This is a genomic window from Halopelagius longus (assembly GCF_900100875.1).
Lineage (GTDB): Archaea > Halobacteriota > Halobacteria > Halobacteriales > Haloferacaceae > Halopelagius > Halopelagius longus.
Map to the genome: position 1 here is coordinate 749,849 of NZ_FNKQ01000002.1, position 14,969 is coordinate 764,817.

Sequence of the window (14,969 nt, forward strand, 5' to 3'; positions counted from 1 at the left end):
GTATAAGTTGGTGGTACTACCAGATTGTCGGCCCTCGCTCCGCCTACTGTACCTCCGAACTCGACGCGCTGTTGAGGAAGTAGACTGCGACGGCGCCGAGAACCACGTCGAGGGCGGACAGAACGGCGAGGGCGGGGACGAGCGTGTTCCACATGCCGCCGAAGGCGGTCACCTCGATAACGGTCATCACGTCCTGTCCGAGCATCAGTGCGCGCGCGGCGTCCACGCCGTAGGTGATGGGGTTGAGGGCGGCGAACGTCTGGACCCATCCCGGAAGGATTTCGAGGGGGAGGAAGGCGCTCGAGAGGAACAGAAGCGGGAACTGAAGCAGGTTCACGCCGATGATTGTGGACTCTTGGTCGCGCGTGACGAGCGCCATGACGTTCGAGAACGCCGTGAACCACACGGAGAAGACGATGCCGACGCCGACGATGCCGACTGCGCCGAGGACGCCCGTGGCGACGTACTCGCCGGGCGACGCGCCCGTGTCGAGAAAGAGGAGGACGTACCCGAGGACGAGGATGATGGACGTTTGGACGACGATGCGGAGCACCTCCGAGAGCGACTTCCCGAGGAACACCGCCGCGCGGTGCATCGGCGAGACGAGCACCTTCTCGAACATGCCGTTCTCGATGTCCTCGACGAGGCCGATTCCGGACGTGGTGGCGGCGATGAGCGACGTCTGGACGACGATGGCCGGCACGAGGTAGGTGACGTAACTCACCTCCGTCCCGACGCTCTGGCTTATCGCTCCGCCCGTAATCTGCCCGAACACTTGGGTGAAGAGCACGAGGAAGATTATCGGGTTCAGAAGGGAGACGGTCATCACGAACGGGTTGCGGGTGGTCTTCAGCACCCACCGCTTCAGATTTATCCACGTGTCCCGGAGGAAGCCGTTTCCGGTCGCTTTCCGCCGCGTCCCCGCGTCGGCGCTCATTCGACCACCTCCGCCACCGCGGCGTCCTCCTCGCCGTCGTCCGCCTCGTCGAGGCCTTCGCCGGTGATTTCGAGGAACACGTCGTCCAGCGTCGGGTCGCGGACGTTGAATCCGACGACGGTGAACCCCGCTTCGCTCAACGCGACGAGGAGGTCGGTCCCGCGGCGTCGGGCCTCCGCCGACCGGACGGTGATTCCTTCCTCGGTGGTTTCGACGGGCGCGTCGTCGAATATCTCCGACTCGACCGCCACCTCGCGGGCGCGTTCGAGGGTGTCGGCGTCGGGATCCTCGAACTCGATTTCGAGCACCGCGCCGCCGACGCGGGACTTGAGTTCGGCGGGCGACCCCGAGGCGACGATGGTCCCGCCCCGGATGACGCTGATTCGCTCGCACAGTTGGTCGGCCTCTTCGAGGTACTGGGTCGTGAGGAAGACGGTCGTCCCGCGGTCGTTTATCCGGCGGAAGTAGTCCCACAGGCGGTTGCGCGCCTTCGGGTCCAGTCCCGTCGTCGGTTCGTCCAAGAAGACGATGGGCGGTTCGTGGACGAGTGCGGTGGCGACGTCGAGACGCTTCTTCATCCCGCCGGAGAAGTCCTTCGCGCGCTTGTCCGCCACGTCCGCGAGGTCGACGAGTTCGAGCAGGTCGTCGATTCGGTCGCCGCGGTCGTTCGGCGAGACGCCGTACGCCTCGCAGGCGAAGCGGATGTTCTCCCGCGGCGTCAGTTCGGGGTCGATGCTCGTCTCTTGGGCCATGTAGCCGATGGACTCCCGCACCGCGCGCGACTCCGTCTCGACGTCGTACCCGTTGACGGTGACGCTCCCGCCCGTCGGTTTCAGGAGCGTCGACAGCACCTTGATGGTCGTCGTCTTCCCGGCCCCGTTCGCGCCGAGGAAGCCGAAGAACTCCCCCTCCGGGATTTCGAGCGTCACGTCCCGAACGGCCTCCGTCCCGTCTGCGTACGTCAACTGGACGTGTTGCGCGTCGATTGCGTTCACGGGTTCGAAGAGGAAGTGACAACGCATATACCTTATTTCGACGTGGCGGCGACTCGGCCCGGACTCGACGAGTACCGTCGCTCGCGTCTCAGCGTCGAGATTCTCGGGGGGCGACCGACCCGGTCACTCGCGGAGTTTCCGTCCGGTCCCGTCTATCGCCAGCGTGAGGACGAAAAACAGAACGCGACGACGAGGGGATTTTGCCACGACTCGATGCCCCGGACGTACTGCCACCGGAACAGGACGAGAAAGACGAGGAGGGCCTGTCCGACCCGCACTTTCGCGGAACGGCCGTCGGTTCCCTGCGCGGTTGGGGACTTCGGGCGTATCGAGTCCCCGGTTCGGTCGGCGGAGCGGTCAGACCGGTTCGAACCGGTAGCCGTCCCACTCCTGACTCTCCGCCTCGCGGATGCCCGCCTCGGGGTCGCGGAGTTCCTCGCAGTAGACGGGGCGGACCTCGTCTCCGATTTCGACCGCGCCTTCGTCGGCGGCGTTCGCGACGGTGAGTTGGCCGATGGCGCGGACGGGTTCGCCCTCGACGTCGAACTCCACGACGGCGAGCGAGTTCGGTTCGCGGACGCCCGGCGGCGTCGCCGTCGAGGTGGTCCACGTGACTATCTCGGCGGTGTACTCGCTCAGGTCGACGGTTCCGACGGGTTCCTCGCCGTCGGGGCCGACCGGGTGGCCGGGGTAGGTGATGCTGCCGTCGGGGTAGCGGTACGCCTCCATCGGGGGAGTCTCGTCGCTCATCGTCGTGCCTCCATGATGGTCGTGGTGACGCAGTTACCGAATCCGCCGACGTTGCAGGCCAGACCGACGTCCGCCTCGACCTGTCTGTCGCCCGCCTCGCCGACCAGTTGCTTGTAAATCTCGTACGCCTGTGCGACGCCCGAGGCGCCGAGGGGGTGACCCTTCGACTTCAGGCCGCCGGAGGTGTTGATGGGCAACTCGCCGTCGCGGTCGGTGACGCCCTCCTCGACGGCCTTCCAACCCTCGCCCTTCTCGAAGAAGCCGAGGTCCTCGGATTGGAGGAACTCGAGGATGGTGAACATGTCGTGCAGTTCCGCCACGTCCACGTCCTCGGGGCCGATGTCGGCCATCTCGTAGGCGATTTCCGAGGAGTTGACGACGCCGCCCATCGTCGTCGGGTCGGCGCGTTCGTGGACGACGTGGGTGTCCGTCGCGCCGCCGATGCCGGAGATGACGGCGTAGTCGTCGGTGTACTCGCGGGCGACGGACTCGGGGCAGAACATGAGGGCCGCCGACCCGTCGGTGATGGGGCAGAAGTCGTAGAGGCGGAGGGGGTCCGCCACGACGGGCGACTCCAGCACCGTCTCTAAATCGACTTCCTTCCGGAACTGCGCGTGGGGGTTGTCCACGCCGTTCTCGTGGTTCTTGACGGCCACCTTCGCGAGGGCTTCCCGCGGCGCGTCGTACGTGTCGAGGTAGAGGCGCGCGGTCATACCCGCGAAGGAGGGCAGGGTGACGCCGTGTTTGTACTCGACGGGGTGGGTGATGGAGGCGATGACGTCCGTCGCCTCCGCCGTCGAACAGTGGGTCATCTTCTCGCCGCCGACGAGCATCGTCATCTCCGAGGCTCCGGAGGCGACGGACTGCCACGCCGCGTAGACGCCCGCCCCGCCCGAGGAGGACGTCTGGTCGATGCGGGCGGTGTAGGCGGGGACCGCCGCCAAGTCCTGCGCGAGGGCGTTCGGGACGCCCGTCTGTCCTTCGAACTCTCCGCTCGCCATGTTGGAGACGTAGAGGTGTTCTACCTCGTCCGGCGCGACGCCCGCGTCGTCGAGACAGGCTTGTCCGGCCTCCGCGAGTAACTCGCGTATCCACGCGTCGCGTTGCCCGAACTGGGTCATCGACGCGCCGATGACTGCTACGCGTTCCATACTCGGAAACTACCGGCCACCCGTTTACCGATTTCCCTTCCAATCGCGTGTCGAATTCTTTAACAAAACAGCGTTCCGACGGCCCGGTATGAACACCGAGTCCGTCGCCTCGGCCGTCGGCGCCGTCGCCTGCCTCCTTCTGGCCGCCCTCGTGTTCGCTCCGGCGCTTCTCGTCACGCAGTCGGGCGTCGGCGTGGCCGCCTACTACGCCGCCGGCCCGGTGGGTATCTCCGTCGTCGGTTTCCTCGGGTTGCTCGGCGTCGTCGTCTTCCTCGCCGGCAGAGGGGGCCGAACCGACCCCGTCACCGTCGCCGGACTCGTCGTCGTCGTCGGCCTCGCCATGCTCGGATTCGCCCTGCTTTGGGCGGTGTCGATAGACTCGACCCTCGTGTTCAGTTTCCCCCCGGAGTACGCGTGGATAGAGAACCACCGCTGGGCCGTCGTCGCCGTCGCCGCCGTCGTCGCCGTTTCCGCCGCCGCGTACGCGCGCGGGACCCTCAAGTGACGCACCGACGGCCGCGCTCTCCCGTCTGCCCGCCGTCCGCCGATTGGACCGACCCCGAGTCGAAAGCCCCTTATGTGCCGACCGGGTAGGTGAGAATGGACTAGGTCGGGCAGCCAGGCCCTGCCCACTTCCCGCAATTTCGGCCTTCAGCGGGGACCGAAACCGGGGGCGTCCGGTCAGACCGGCGCGGGCCCCGGGAGCCAACTTAGAAGCCTCGTCCCTCGGGGACAGCGGACCGCGGAAACCGACCGCAGGGTCGGTTGTACGCGGTTTACCGGTGATACCCCGCCAGGCGCGGAAGCGAGCAACGGACCGCCGGACGTGCGTCGCTCGAGGGATCGCGGGGTGGAGGAGGCAACCGGGACTACCCGTGCCGGAACGCCGGGCAAACCCGTCGTCCGCCACTCATACCTCATCGACACTACCGCCCCGAGCGACGGGTCTCTCGCGACGAAACACCGCGTACACTTCCCGTATGGTGTGATTTATACCGGACAACTCCGTTTCGATTCGAATACCGACGATGGGTTCGCGAGGCGGCGGCACCGTGGCGCTCTTTCGTGACCGGGAGTTCGCGGCACTCGCGGGAACGGCGTTCGCGCGGAGTCAGGCGTACTCGACGATACTCATCGCACTCGCGCTCTACGCCGAGCAGTTCGGGACGACGGGGTTCGTCGAGGGACTGTTCGGAACCGCCTTCGCCGTCGTCCAACTGCTCATCGTCCTCCCCCTCGGGCGGAAGGTGGACACGGGCAACGCCAAGCGCTACCTGCTCGCCGGCCTCGCTCTCAACGTCGTCGTCTTCTTCGGCTTCACGCTGGTGCAGAACTCGATGCACGTCGTCCTCGTGCGGATGGTGCAGGGCCTCGGCGCGAGCATGCTCTGGATAACCGGCTCGACGGTCGTCGGCGAGATAAGCCCCGACGACGCCAGCGGTCGGTGGCTCGGCGGGTACAATCAGGTGGCGGCGTTCTCCAGTCTCGCGGGCGACGTGGTGGGCGGCTACCTGCTGTACGCCTACGACTTCGCGCTGACGTACGCCGTCCTCAGCGCCGTCACCGTCGTCGCGTTCCTCCTCGTGTGGCGCTACCTCCGGTCGAACCCCGGCGGGATGAAAGACCCCGAGGAGGCGACGGGCGTCGAGACGCTCCGCGCTCTGCTCGACCGGCCGATGATTCGCTCGCTCGTCTTCTTCCGCCTCGCGTTCAGCGTCGGCAAGATGGCCGTCATCATCTTCCTCCCCATCTTCGCCCGCGTGGAGTTCGGCATCAACGCCTTCGCCATCGGCTGGATTCTCGCGGGCGGAAAACTGACGAAGACGCTCGCGCAGGGGTACATGGGCGATTTGACCGACCGGCTCGGCGGGAGACATCGGTTCGTCGCCGCCGGCGCATTTCTCTACGGTGTCGGGACGGCGCTCATCCCCCTGGCGTTGTTCTTCGAGGGGGTCGTCGACCCCATCGCGTTCTCGGCGTTCGGCGACACCCAACGGCTGGGCGGCGCGTTCTTCGCGCTGTTCGGCGCGTACGGCCTCCTCGGCGTCGCGGACAGCATCCGCCTGCCCGCGAGCATGGCGCTGTTCGTCGAGGAGGGCGAGCGGTTCGACTCCGTGGCTTCGAGCATGTCGCTTCGCTCCACCTCCTGGAAAATCGGGCAGGTGGCCGGGCCGGTTCTCGTCGGCACCATCAAGGACTTCGTCTCCACGACGGCGGCGTTCCTCACCGCCGCCGGCTTCATCCTCGTGGCGACGGGCGTGTTCGTCGCGACGTACTACCGGTTGGAGAACGCGGAGGCGGTGTCGCCGACGCCGGGCGACTGACGCGGCGACGGACCGTCACACGCCCGGACGCACCGCGACTCAGCCGGCGTACGCGCGAAGCCGTCGGCTCGCGGGTGTGATTCGGCGGTCGAAAAACGTGTCGCGGCGCTTTCGGTGTGACCGTGTTCAGGCCGCGGTGGTTCGGTCGGTGTCGTCCGTCTCGGTCTCCGTTTCGGTCTCCACGTCGCTCTCGGCGTCGTCCGACGTCGCCGTCGCTTCGCGGAGTTCCGTCTCGATGTCTTCGCGGCCGCGCTTGAACTCGCCCATCGCCTGTCCGGTCGAACGCGCGAGTTTCGGCAGTTTGTTCGCGCCGAACAGCAGGACGACGATGAGGAGCACTATGAGCATCTCCGGTCCACCGGGGATACCGGGGAACAAGGGCACGAGGCTGTATGTCATCGAGCGTTCTACGAGCCGAGGCGTTATCAACTTGTCAGCCGCATCTCGCCACCCGAGAAACGGGTGAGACGAGGGCGACGGGACTTGTACGCCGCGATTTCGGCGTTTGAGTCTCTCGGACGCGGTGGCGGCGTCACTGACTCGTCACGGGTCGCTCCGCGAGCAACCGTCGGAACAGCGTCTTCTCCGCTTTTCGAAGGTGTTGGTGGAACGTCGGGGCACTCACGCCCAACGACTCGGCGACCGCTTCGCCCGAACTCTCCCGCGGCCACTCGAAGAACCCCGAGTAGTACGCCGTCTCCAAGGCGTTGCGCTGTCGCTCCGTCAGCACGTCCGCGAACTCCTGTTGCAGGCGCTCTCGGAACGCGCCGTCGACGGAGACCATCCGGCGGGCGACCAGTTCGGCGTCCGGGTACGTCTCCTGAACGATGTCGATGACGCGCCTGACGTCCGTCGAGACGGAGAGGTGCACGGTCAACTCGAAGTGGCCCTCGACCATCTCGGCGGACTCGACGTACCCGCCGAGGGAGGCGACGGCCGACTGGGTGGGCTGTTCCGAGAGGTACAGCTCGAACCGGTCGGGCGCGGAGTCGCGTTCGAACGTCGTCAGCGACTCCCAGTGGGGCACTTCCGCGACGAGCGACTCCAGTACGTCGAGGACGTTCGCGCTGGCGACCCCGTACTCCAGATACGTCCCGTCGTCGAGGGGGATGGTCCGGTCGATACGGAACACGCCGTCGGAGGGGAGCGTCGCGTCGTACCCGCCGAACGGGTCCGGGACGCGGAACTCGACTTCGACCGCTTCGTCGCTCATGAGCGCCTGTTTGCGCTCGTTGGCCGCGATTGCGTGACCGACGATTTCGCCCACCGGGCCGAGCGCGTGCCGTTCCTCCTCCTCGAAGGCGTTCTCGCGGTCGGCGTACACCCCGATGAGTCCGTACGTCGTTCCCTCGTACTCGATGGGGACGGCCGCGACCGACCGGTAGCCGTACTCGCGCGCGAGGTGACGCCACGGTTCGAAATCTTCGTCGGTGAAAGCGTCGTTGACGACCTGAATCTCGCCGGTCCGGACGGCCCGACTGGCGGGACCGCTCTCCTCCAACGTGTTCAAAGACCGGGCATCGGAGAGGTCTATCTCGTCGACGTAGCCCTCGACGCCGACTTCGACGCGGGGGGTGAGCTTCCCCCGCCTCGGGTCCACGCCCGCTATCCACGCGAACAGGTACGACTCCGAGGACGCGAGCGATTCACAGACCGCGTGCTCTATCTCCTCGCGCGTCGAGCGACTGATTATCGCGTCGGATATCTCCCTGACGACGGCGTTGACGCTGTTGAGGGCGGTGAGTCGCTCCCGTTGGCGTTCGTACCGCCGTAACTGCTCTTTCTGTGCGGTCACGTCGCGGACGACCGCTATCCACCGGTGGGAGTTCTCGCAGGGGAAGTACCGCGTGATTCGGGCCTCGATGGGGACGCGTTCGTCCGCCTTCGTCACCACCTCGGCGTCGACGCTCACCACGTCTCGACCCTCCTCGAACTCCTCTCGGCAGTACTCGAGGGCGCTCTCTAACATGTCCTCGGCGATCACCTCCGTCGGCATCTCGCCGACGAACTCGTCCGGCGGGTACCCCGTCAACGTCTCGAAGGCGTCGTTCGCCTCCACGAGGCGTCCGTCTTCGTCGAAGACGCAGACGGCGTCGTCGATGGTGTCGAAAATCGTCTCGTAGCGTTCCAGTTCGCGTTCGCGCCGCTTTCGGTCGTGAACGTCCCGGAGGTACACCGACGTGCCCGTCTCCGAGGGGTGGACGCGCCCTTCGACCCACTGCTCTAACGGTTCGAAGTAATCCTCGAACGTCACCGCCGACTGCGTCTTCGCCGCCCGACGAATCGCCTCACATCCCTCCGACAGCTCTTTTTGGGGGAACACCACGTCGATGGGCCGGCCGACCACCTCCGAGGCGTCGCGGTCGAACAGTTGTTCGGCGCGCGGGTTGAGGTAGGCGAACCGCCCCTCCTCGTCGAGAGAGAACACCGCGTCGTCGATTCGCTCGAACGCCTCGTCGAGTTCCCGTTCGAGGGCCGCGTGAGAGCGCTTCAATCGCCGTACCAGACGCTTCGACTCGGTGACGTCGTAGTAGTGTTCGACGCGTCCGCCCGCGAACCGCCCCGACTCGATGGGTCGGCTTCGGTGCTCCAACCATCGCTCGGCGCGACCCTCACCGGGCGTCACCCGACACTCGAACTCCTCGGCGTACGTGTTGTCCTCGTACGTCGAGAGCACCGTCTCGGCGAACGTCTCCGGGTCCGCCACGGCGTCGAGAATCTCCTCGTCCAAGAGTCGGCGCTTGTCGCGCCCGACGACCGTCTCGCAGTCGAGGCCGAAGTACCGTTCGACGCCCTCGTTGGCCCAGACGACCTCGAAGTCGTCGTTCAGGACGAAGACGCCCGCGTCCGCGCCGTCGAGAACGTCGAGCAACAGCGATTCGTACCCCTCGCTCGGAGTCGAATCCGACTCCGCCGCACTCCCCGCCGACGACTGCGGTGCGCGCCACCACACTCGCCCGCGCGCACCCACCTTCTTCGTCTCGACGTACCCCTCGTCGGCGAGTCGGTTCAGTCGGTCGTACGCCGTCCGACGGGTGCAGGCCAACGCCTCGGAGACTTCGCTCGTCGTAAGCGGAACGTGGGGCGATTCCCTCCCGTCGAAGACCGCGAGCGTCTCCGCGAGGGAGTCCGAGAGTGAATCCTCGAGGCTCATTGTCGGCTCAAAGCGACGACAGTTAATAAATCTCCGTTGACGGAATACGGACATTCTGACCCAATCACACGTGCGTTCTGTCGCGATTAGCCGTCTGAATGCCTCCCCGAATCAGGGGTATATTCGTGAGTTGTACAATCCAGTTGTCACACGGAGCGGCCGCCGCGAAAATGGAGCCTATGATTTTAACCCCACACGCTATTGGCCGTCTTCGTCATTGTTCGGACAAGCAGCACCGGACACCGGTGACTGACCCGAGTAGATAGATGAGCAATCACATTCCCCCCCTACCACCCGACTCGCTGGCGGAGACGAGTCACGTCTCGCGTGACGACCTCTTCGAGGCTCTCGCCAACAGCAGACGCCGTACCGTGCTGTCAAAGATTGCCGACTCAGGGACGCCCGTCGAACTCCGAACGCTCGCGCGCGCCGTCGCCCGCGAGGAGGCGGAGCCGGACGACGAGGTTTCCGAGGAGACGTTCGAGAGCGTCTCGCTCACGCTCTATCACACGCACCTGCCGAAACTCGCGCACCTCGGCCTCATCGAGTTCGACGCCCGGCGGCGGGTCGTCGAGTCCGCGATAGACGGCATCGAGTCGCTGCCCGTGTAGGCGGTTCGCAGAACGGAGTCCCCCTTCTCGCGCAGCCTCTCTCGATTCGTCCAGTCCGGAGCGGTGCGGCCGTCAGCCGCCCCGGTTCCGTCGGGCTTGCAAGTACAGGCTAAACCGGCTTGCTCGATGGAGGCGTGTTGTCATAAGCACATGATTTCTGACTCGTCGAACGCCGACCGGCGACGCCGAACCGGGAACGTCAACCGTTGTCTGCTGACCGACGGCGGCCAAGAACAAGCGGAAACCGACGACGCGGAGGGCGAAGAGAACCAAGAACAGGGGTCGGAGGCGGACGAGCAGAGCGACCAAGAGCAGACCGCCGACGAGGGAGAGGGGCAAGGCGAGGAAGAAGAAGAGGCGAGCGAAGGCGAAGAAGAGGCGGGCGAAGACGAAGAGCAAGGCGAAGGAGCAGACGAGGAAGGAGGAGAGGCTAGCGAAGGCGAAGAAGGCGAGGAGGACGAGTTCAAGGAAGCGACGGCCAAGAGCAAAGAGGAGGAGGCCGACGAGAAGCAGGAGAGCCTCGAAGGCGAAGACGAGACCAGCGTCCTGTTTCTGGACCTCGAAGGACTGCACCTGGACCTCCTCGGACTGGAGGTCGACCTCAACGAAGTCGTCCTCGACGTCTCCGCCGAGAAGGGCGACGGCAACTTGGTCGGGAACCTCCTGTCGGCCGTCGCCGGCCTCCTCGACAAGCCCGGCGAGTTGATGGGCGGTCTCTCCGATATGCTCCCGTCGCTGAAGGACATGCTCCCCGAAGCGCCGGAGATGGGCGAGAAGATTCGCAGCATGGCGAAGAACGTGGCCGACGAACTCCCCCTGCAGGACGTGCTGACGCAGGTCATCGTCGGCCTCGTCGACCAACTGTTCGGCACCGACGTCGGCGAGGAAGAACAGCAGGAAGCGTCTGAAGACCAAGCGGAGGAAGGCGCAGACGAACAGGAACAAGCCGAGCAGGAGGGTGAGGAGGCGCAGGAAGGCGAGGAGTCGGAGGCCGAAGAGGGGGAGTCCGAAGAGGGCGAGGACTACTCCGAGGCCGGACAGGAGGACCAAGGGGCCGAAGCATGAGCGGGTCGATACTCGGCCGCATCGACGTGATGGAACTCCTCAGCGACGTCGACTACGAGGAGGCCCTCGAAGGAACTCAGTGGGAGGGCGTCACGGAGGAAGACGGCCTCGGCGAACGCCTCGGCGCGCGCGCCGGCGAGTGGTTGGGAGGTGCCCTCGGCGCTCTCTTCGGAGAAGTCGCGGGCGATATGCTCGTCGGCGAGATGCTCGATAAGGTCGGCGGCGACGCGCAGTTGTCGGGGAGCGGTGACGGCGGAAGCGACTCGACGCAGGAGGCGAATGCATGAGTAGCGACTCCGCCGACGATAACACGGGGCTGAAGAGCGTCATCGCCGACGAAATCGAATCGCAGATAGACAGCCAGAAGATGGGCAAGAAAGTCGGCAGGGAGTTCGGCTCTCGCGCGGGGCGCGTCCTCGGCGCGCGCCTCGGCGCGACGGTGGACGAAACCGTCCGCGAGGGCGTCGAGCAAGGGAAGCGACCGGCGGAGATCGCCGGCGAACTCAAGCGGACGCTCGCGGCGTCGATACACGACTCTCTCGGCGACCCGGAGTCGGTCAAGCGGACATTCGCCGACCTGCAGGAGTCGATTCGCGACGCCGAGAGCGACGCCGCGGAGTCGGCGACGGACGCCGCGGACGAGACGAAAGAGAGCGCCGAAGCGGTCGTCGAGGAAGCGACGGACGCCGGTGAGGAGGCCAAGGAGAAAGCCGAAGACACCGGTGAGGAAGCCAAGGAGAAAGCCGAAGACGCCGGCGAGGAGGCCAAAGAGCAGGCCGAAGATGCGGGCGAACGAGTGCAGGAGGTCGTCTCGGAGGCGGCGAGCACCGTCGAGGATACGCTCGAACGCGCCGACGAGACGGACGAGGAGACGGAGTCGGAGGTCGAATCCGAGGCCGAGGCGGCCGAGTCGGAGGCCGAAGAGACCGAAGTGGAGAGTCCGGACTCGGTGGACCCCGGCGAAGTCCGCCGCGAGACGTACCGCGAACTGCTCGAAAACATCTCCTACCGCGAACTGCAGTCGATGGCGAAGGAGGCCGACATCAAGGCGAACCAGAGTCGGGAGGACCTCGTCGATGCCCTCGTCGAACAGTTCGACTCGAAGAACGCCGGAGACGACGGCGACGACGGCGACGGCGACGATGGCGACGGCGACGATGGCGACGACTGACCGTCGACGCGGAGGCCGCGGTTCCCACCGCGGGGAGTCGACTCGCCTCGTCGTTCGGCGACAGCCGTCGCAGTACTCTCCTCACGAACCAACTGAACCTCGGGTTCGCGCTGATCGGCGGACTCGTCCTCATCCTGATCGTCGTCGAGTTGCGTCTCGCGCACGCCCGAGTGCGCCCACCTTACGCACCCGGAGGCGAACGCGGTGACGTCGGGGGTAGTGCTACACACCTCGAACGAGTCCGCTCGGTACGATGACGGCGCTACCGAACTCTGTGACCGAGCGAGGCGTTCTACGGCCGGAGGAGACGCTGCCACAACTATTTCGGAAATGAGGTCCCTATCCGTACACAAACATGTCAGTAATCGGAGTAAAACCCCCGGAGGACCGGGCTCGCATCGGCTGGTGGGCGTTCATTCTCGTACTCGCGGCGGCGGCGGCGTACATCGCCTACTCGTTCGTCGGAATGTTCGTGTTGGGCGTCTTCGGCTACTACGCGACCCGTCCGATATATCAACGCCTCAAAGGGACCGTCGGATCGGACAGTATCTCGGCCGCACTGACGCTCCTCCTCGTACTGCTCCCGATTTTCGCGATCGTGTCCTTCGCCGGGTTTCAGCTGTTCCAACAGGTCCAGCAGTCGCTCGGCGGTACCACCGGACCGATCGCACTCGTCGAGCAGTACTTCGGCATCGGATCGTTGGGAAGCGAGCAGCGCCAGATGCTCGCGTCGGTCCTTCAGAACCCCCAGCAGGTCGTCACGAACCCCCAACAGACGTTTCGGAAGGTCCTTCAGGCGGGTCTGACGGTGATGTCGGCGATAGTCAGCACGCTGTTACTCTTGGCGCTGGCGGTGACGCTCTCGTACTTCCTCCTGAAGAACGACGAAGAACTCTCCGACGGCCTCCGGGAACTGTTCGGCGGTGGTGACACCACGGCCTACGCGTACGCCTCGGCCGTCGACGAGGACATCGAGTCCGTCTTCTTCGGGAACTTCCTCTTCGTCGTCGTCATGGCAGTCGTCGCGGCGGCCGCCTACTGGGGGACGAACCTCCTCGCGCCGTCGGGACTCACCGTCCCCATGGTCTTCGTGCTCGCGTTTCTCACCGGCGTCGCCAGCCTGATTCCCATCGTCGTCGGCAAAGTCGTCTACCTCCCGGTGGTCGGCTACCTCGGCTTGCAGGCGATTCGCCTCGGCGGAAACCAACTCGTGTTCGTCGCCGGGGTGCTCGTCGCTTACTTCCTCCTCCTCGATATTCTCCCGCAGACGTTCCTTCAGCCGTACATCACGGGCCGCCAACTCGACATGGTGATGATGATGTTCGCCTACCTGCTCGGCCCGGTGCTGTTCGGCTGGTACGGCTTCTTCCTCCTTCCCATCGTGTTCATCCTGATGCTCGAAGCGATTCGCATCGTCCTCCCCGAACTCCTCCACGGCGAGGCGCTCACGCCGACGGCGACGATAGGCGAGTCGGTCGGAAGCGACCCCGTGTCGGCGCGGGAGGAATCGCTCGACGACGACGCCTCCGAGGCGGGCGGCGAGTGACGGCTAGGCCCGTGCGCGTCGGTCGGAGGCTCCGTTCGTCCCCGTCGGTCACCCGGAGGAGCGAAGACGCCGCACTCGAACCGACGAACCGAACCGCCGTTCGGCGGTCGGTCACTCCTCGGCGGTCCCGATTCGACCCCCGAGGACCGCGTTGACGACGGCGCCGCCCAACAGCAACAGTCCCGCGAGGTAGAGCCACAGAGCGAGGAGGATGAATCCGCCGAATACGCCGTACGTCCGGTACTCGCCCGTCAGTTCGAGGTAGAACTCGAAGATGCGCTGGAGGAACGCCCACCCGACGCCCGCGACCACCGCCCCGGGAATCGCCTCCGCGACGGAGACGTCCACGTCGGGAAACAGGAGGTACAGGGGGAGGAACGCCACCGTCGCTCCGAGGACCACCAACAGCGAACGGACGTACTCCAACCCCGGAAAGCCGCGAACGTCTCCGAGTCCGACGGTCGCGCCGTAGAACGCCAGCACCGCGAACACCACCGCGAAGAACGCCACCGCCCCGTCGTGAACCCGGTCGACCAGCGAGTCCTCGCCCGTCGTCCCGTAGACGGCTGAGAACGCCGTATCGAGCCGCCTGAATACCTTGAGCGTGCTCCACAACAACACCCCGACGCTCAGTACCGACGCGCGGAAGCGGTTCTGGTCGTCGGTGATGACGTCCGCGACGAGGAGCGTCTCGCCCGGCGTCAGGTAGCGCTCGGTGCTCTCGACGACGAACACGGCCAGCGGTTCGTCCACGACGAACCCCGTCACGACGAACAGCAGAAAGAGGAGCGGGAGAAGCGACACGAGAGCGTGGTACGCGAAGCTTCCGGCGAGCAACGGGATGTTCTGCTCGCGAATCTCCCGGCGGACGGTTCCGACCACGACGACGACCCGGTTCGTGCGAACCCGTCGCCGGAGCGACTCGATTCCGCGCACGAGTCGCATCCACGGGACGCGGGGGTTTGTAAAACTCGGCCGGAAGAGCGACAGCGGATGTCTCTCTGCGCACGATTCGTCGCGAAAATGCGCCGGCCGGGAGTACCACGAGCAACGCGAGTGGTACGTCGGGCGGCGTACGACCGCAGGGAGTGCGCCGGCCGGGATTTGAACCGCGGTCGCTCGCTGATGCTCGCTCCCTGATTCAGAATCCCGTCGTAACGCATTCGCTCGTCACGTTCGTTCCTCGCAGAATGCGCCGGCCGGGATTTGAACCCGGGCCATGAGCTTGGAAGGCTCAGGTCCTACCACTAGACCACCGGCGCTCA

General features: G+C 65.8%; 14 protein-coding genes, 1 tRNA gene and 1 other RNA gene. 8 read left to right on the top strand and 8 right to left on the bottom strand.

Annotation, left to right across the window (positions count from 1 at the left end; all coding sequences use genetic code 11):
- Positions 1 to 43: 43 nt before the first annotated feature.
- The 4 genes from BLS11_RS09575 to BLS11_RS09590 all read right to left on the bottom strand — a co-directional run bounded on the left by BLS11_RS09575 (position 44) and on the right by BLS11_RS09590 (position 3,833).
- Positions 44 to 937, bottom strand: coding sequence for an ABC transporter permease (locus BLS11_RS09575; RefSeq protein ID WP_092536544.1), 894 nt, complete (start codon positions 935 to 937; stop codon positions 44 to 46).
- Entirely contained in the window at positions 934 to 1,932 is a 999-nt protein-coding gene (locus BLS11_RS09580) for an ABC transporter ATP-binding protein (protein WP_092537242.1), read from the bottom strand. The genes BLS11_RS09575 and BLS11_RS09580 overlap by 4 nt, the downstream gene beginning before the upstream one ends.
- A 357-nt stretch (positions 1,933 to 2,289) precedes the next feature.
- Complete coding sequence (locus tag BLS11_RS09585; protein ID WP_092536547.1) at positions 2,290 to 2,682, bottom strand: OB-fold domain-containing protein; 393 nt, start codon at positions 2,680 to 2,682, stop codon at positions 2,290 to 2,292.
- A complete protein-coding gene (locus tag BLS11_RS09590) occupies positions 2,679 to 3,833 on the bottom strand; it encodes a thiolase family protein (RefSeq protein WP_092536550.1) in 1,155 nt (384 codons plus the stop codon). Before BLS11_RS09590 ends, BLS11_RS09585 begins: the two co-directional genes overlap by 4 nt.
- Before the next feature lie 88 nt (positions 3,834 to 3,921).
- Between BLS11_RS09590 and BLS11_RS09595 the strand changes: the two genes are divergently transcribed.
- The 3 genes from BLS11_RS09595 to BLS11_RS09605 all read left to right on the top strand — a co-directional run bounded on the left by BLS11_RS09595 (position 3,922) and on the right by BLS11_RS09605 (position 6,157).
- Positions 3,922 to 4,338, top strand: coding sequence for a DUF7548 family protein (locus BLS11_RS09595; protein WP_092536553.1), 417 nt, complete (start codon positions 3,922 to 3,924; stop codon positions 4,336 to 4,338).
- A 93-nt stretch (positions 4,339 to 4,431) separates the two neighbouring features.
- An RNA gene (ffs, locus tag BLS11_RS09600) (signal recognition particle sRNA) lies at positions 4,432 to 4,742 on the top strand.
- A gap of 119 nt (positions 4,743 to 4,861) precedes the next feature.
- Positions 4,862 to 6,157 (top strand): MFS transporter, encoded by a 1,296-nt coding sequence (locus tag BLS11_RS09605; RefSeq protein ID WP_092536556.1) that lies wholly within the window; start codon positions 4,862 to 4,864, stop codon positions 6,155 to 6,157.
- A 126-nt stretch (positions 6,158 to 6,283) separates the two neighbouring features.
- Here BLS11_RS09605 and BLS11_RS09610 read toward each other — a convergent pair whose 3' ends face one another.
- On the bottom strand, positions 6,284 to 6,556 hold the full coding sequence (locus tag BLS11_RS09610; RefSeq protein WP_092536559.1) for a Sec-independent protein translocase subunit TatA/TatB: 273 nt from the start codon (positions 6,554 to 6,556) through the stop codon (positions 6,284 to 6,286).
- A 133-nt stretch (positions 6,557 to 6,689) separates the two neighbouring features.
- Positions 6,690 to 9,311 carry a PAS domain S-box protein gene (locus tag BLS11_RS09615; RefSeq protein ID WP_175454420.1) on the bottom strand — a complete coding sequence of 874 codons (2,622 nt, stop codon included), beginning with the start codon at positions 9,309 to 9,311 and terminating at the stop codon, positions 6,690 to 6,692.
- A gap of 266 nt (positions 9,312 to 9,577) precedes the next feature.
- Here BLS11_RS09615 and BLS11_RS09620 point away from each other — a divergent pair, with 266 nt between their 5' ends.
- The 5 genes from BLS11_RS09620 to BLS11_RS09640 all read left to right on the top strand — a co-directional run bounded on the left by BLS11_RS09620 (position 9,578) and on the right by BLS11_RS09640 (position 13,704).
- Positions 9,578 to 9,922 carry a DUF7344 domain-containing protein gene (locus BLS11_RS09620; RefSeq protein ID WP_092536565.1) on the top strand — a complete coding sequence of 115 codons (345 nt, stop codon included), beginning with the start codon at positions 9,578 to 9,580 and terminating at the stop codon, positions 9,920 to 9,922.
- Positions 9,923 to 10,072: 150 nt separating this feature from the next.
- Positions 10,073 to 10,987: a hypothetical protein gene (locus BLS11_RS09625; RefSeq protein ID WP_092536568.1), complete on the top strand. Its 915-nt coding sequence runs from the start codon at positions 10,073 to 10,075 to the stop codon at positions 10,985 to 10,987.
- A complete protein-coding gene (locus BLS11_RS09630) occupies positions 10,984 to 11,274 on the top strand; it encodes a hypothetical protein (RefSeq protein ID WP_092536571.1) in 291 nt (96 codons plus the stop codon). Before BLS11_RS09625 ends, BLS11_RS09630 begins: the two co-directional genes overlap by 4 nt.
- Positions 11,271 to 12,158, top strand: a complete 888-nt coding sequence (locus BLS11_RS09635; RefSeq protein ID WP_092536574.1) for a YtxH domain-containing protein — start codon at positions 11,271 to 11,273, stop codon at positions 12,156 to 12,158. The genes BLS11_RS09630 and BLS11_RS09635 overlap by 4 nt, the downstream gene beginning before the upstream one ends.
- A 355-nt stretch (positions 12,159 to 12,513) precedes the next feature.
- The gene (locus tag BLS11_RS09640; RefSeq protein ID WP_092536577.1) at positions 12,514 to 13,704 is read left to right on the top strand and encodes an AI-2E family transporter; all 1,191 of its coding nucleotides are present in this window, start codon (positions 12,514 to 12,516) and stop codon (positions 13,702 to 13,704) included.
- 111 nt (positions 13,705 to 13,815) lie between these two features.
- On the opposite strand, the gene BLS11_RS09645 is transcribed toward BLS11_RS09640, so the two are convergent.
- Both BLS11_RS09645 and BLS11_RS09650 read right to left on the bottom strand, forming a co-directional pair.
- On the bottom strand, positions 13,816 to 14,649 hold the full coding sequence (locus tag BLS11_RS09645) for a YihY/virulence factor BrkB family protein (protein ID WP_092536580.1): 834 nt from the start codon (positions 14,647 to 14,649) through the stop codon (positions 13,816 to 13,818).
- A 246-nt stretch (positions 14,650 to 14,895) separates the two neighbouring features.
- Positions 14,896 to 14,966, bottom strand: a tRNA-Gly gene (locus BLS11_RS09650).
- Positions 14,967 to 14,969 lie beyond the last annotated feature (3 nt).

What these genes read in the sequence shown, in the direction of transcription:
- BLS11_RS09625 (WP_092536568.1), top strand. Translation starts at nt 10,073, where the DNA reads ATGATTTCTGACTCGTCGAACGCCGACCGGCGACGCCGAACCGGGAAC.
- BLS11_RS09575 (WP_092536544.1), bottom strand. Translation starts at nt 937, where the DNA reads ATGAGCGCCGACGCGGGGACGCGGCGGAAAGCGACCGGAAACGGCTTC.
- BLS11_RS09590 (WP_092536550.1), bottom strand. Translation starts at nt 3,833, where the DNA reads ATGGAACGCGTAGCAGTCATCGGCGCGTCGATGACCCAGTTCGGGCAA.
- BLS11_RS09595 (WP_092536553.1), top strand. Translation starts at nt 3,922, where the DNA reads ATGAACACCGAGTCCGTCGCCTCGGCCGTCGGCGCCGTCGCCTGCCTC.
- BLS11_RS09610 (WP_092536559.1), bottom strand. Translation starts at nt 6,556, where the DNA reads ATGACATACAGCCTCGTGCCCTTGTTCCCCGGTATCCCCGGTGGACCG.
- BLS11_RS09605 (WP_092536556.1), top strand. Translation starts at nt 4,862, where the DNA reads ATGGGTTCGCGAGGCGGCGGCACCGTGGCGCTCTTTCGTGACCGGGAG.
- BLS11_RS09645 (WP_092536580.1), bottom strand. Translation starts at nt 14,649, where the DNA reads ATGCGACTCGTGCGCGGAATCGAGTCGCTCCGGCGACGGGTTCGCACG.
- BLS11_RS09585 (WP_092536547.1), bottom strand. Translation starts at nt 2,682, where the DNA reads ATGAGCGACGAGACTCCCCCGATGGAGGCGTACCGCTACCCCGACGGC.
- BLS11_RS09620 (WP_092536565.1), top strand. Translation starts at nt 9,578, where the DNA reads ATGAGCAATCACATTCCCCCCCTACCACCCGACTCGCTGGCGGAGACG.
- BLS11_RS09635 (WP_092536574.1), top strand. Translation starts at nt 11,271, where the DNA reads ATGAGTAGCGACTCCGCCGACGATAACACGGGGCTGAAGAGCGTCATC.
- BLS11_RS09640 (WP_092536577.1), top strand. Translation starts at nt 12,514, where the DNA reads ATGTCAGTAATCGGAGTAAAACCCCCGGAGGACCGGGCTCGCATCGGC.
- BLS11_RS09630 (WP_092536571.1), top strand. Translation starts at nt 10,984, where the DNA reads ATGAGCGGGTCGATACTCGGCCGCATCGACGTGATGGAACTCCTCAGC.
- BLS11_RS09615 (WP_175454420.1), bottom strand. Translation starts at nt 9,311, where the DNA reads ATGAGCCTCGAGGATTCACTCTCGGACTCCCTCGCGGAGACGCTCGCG.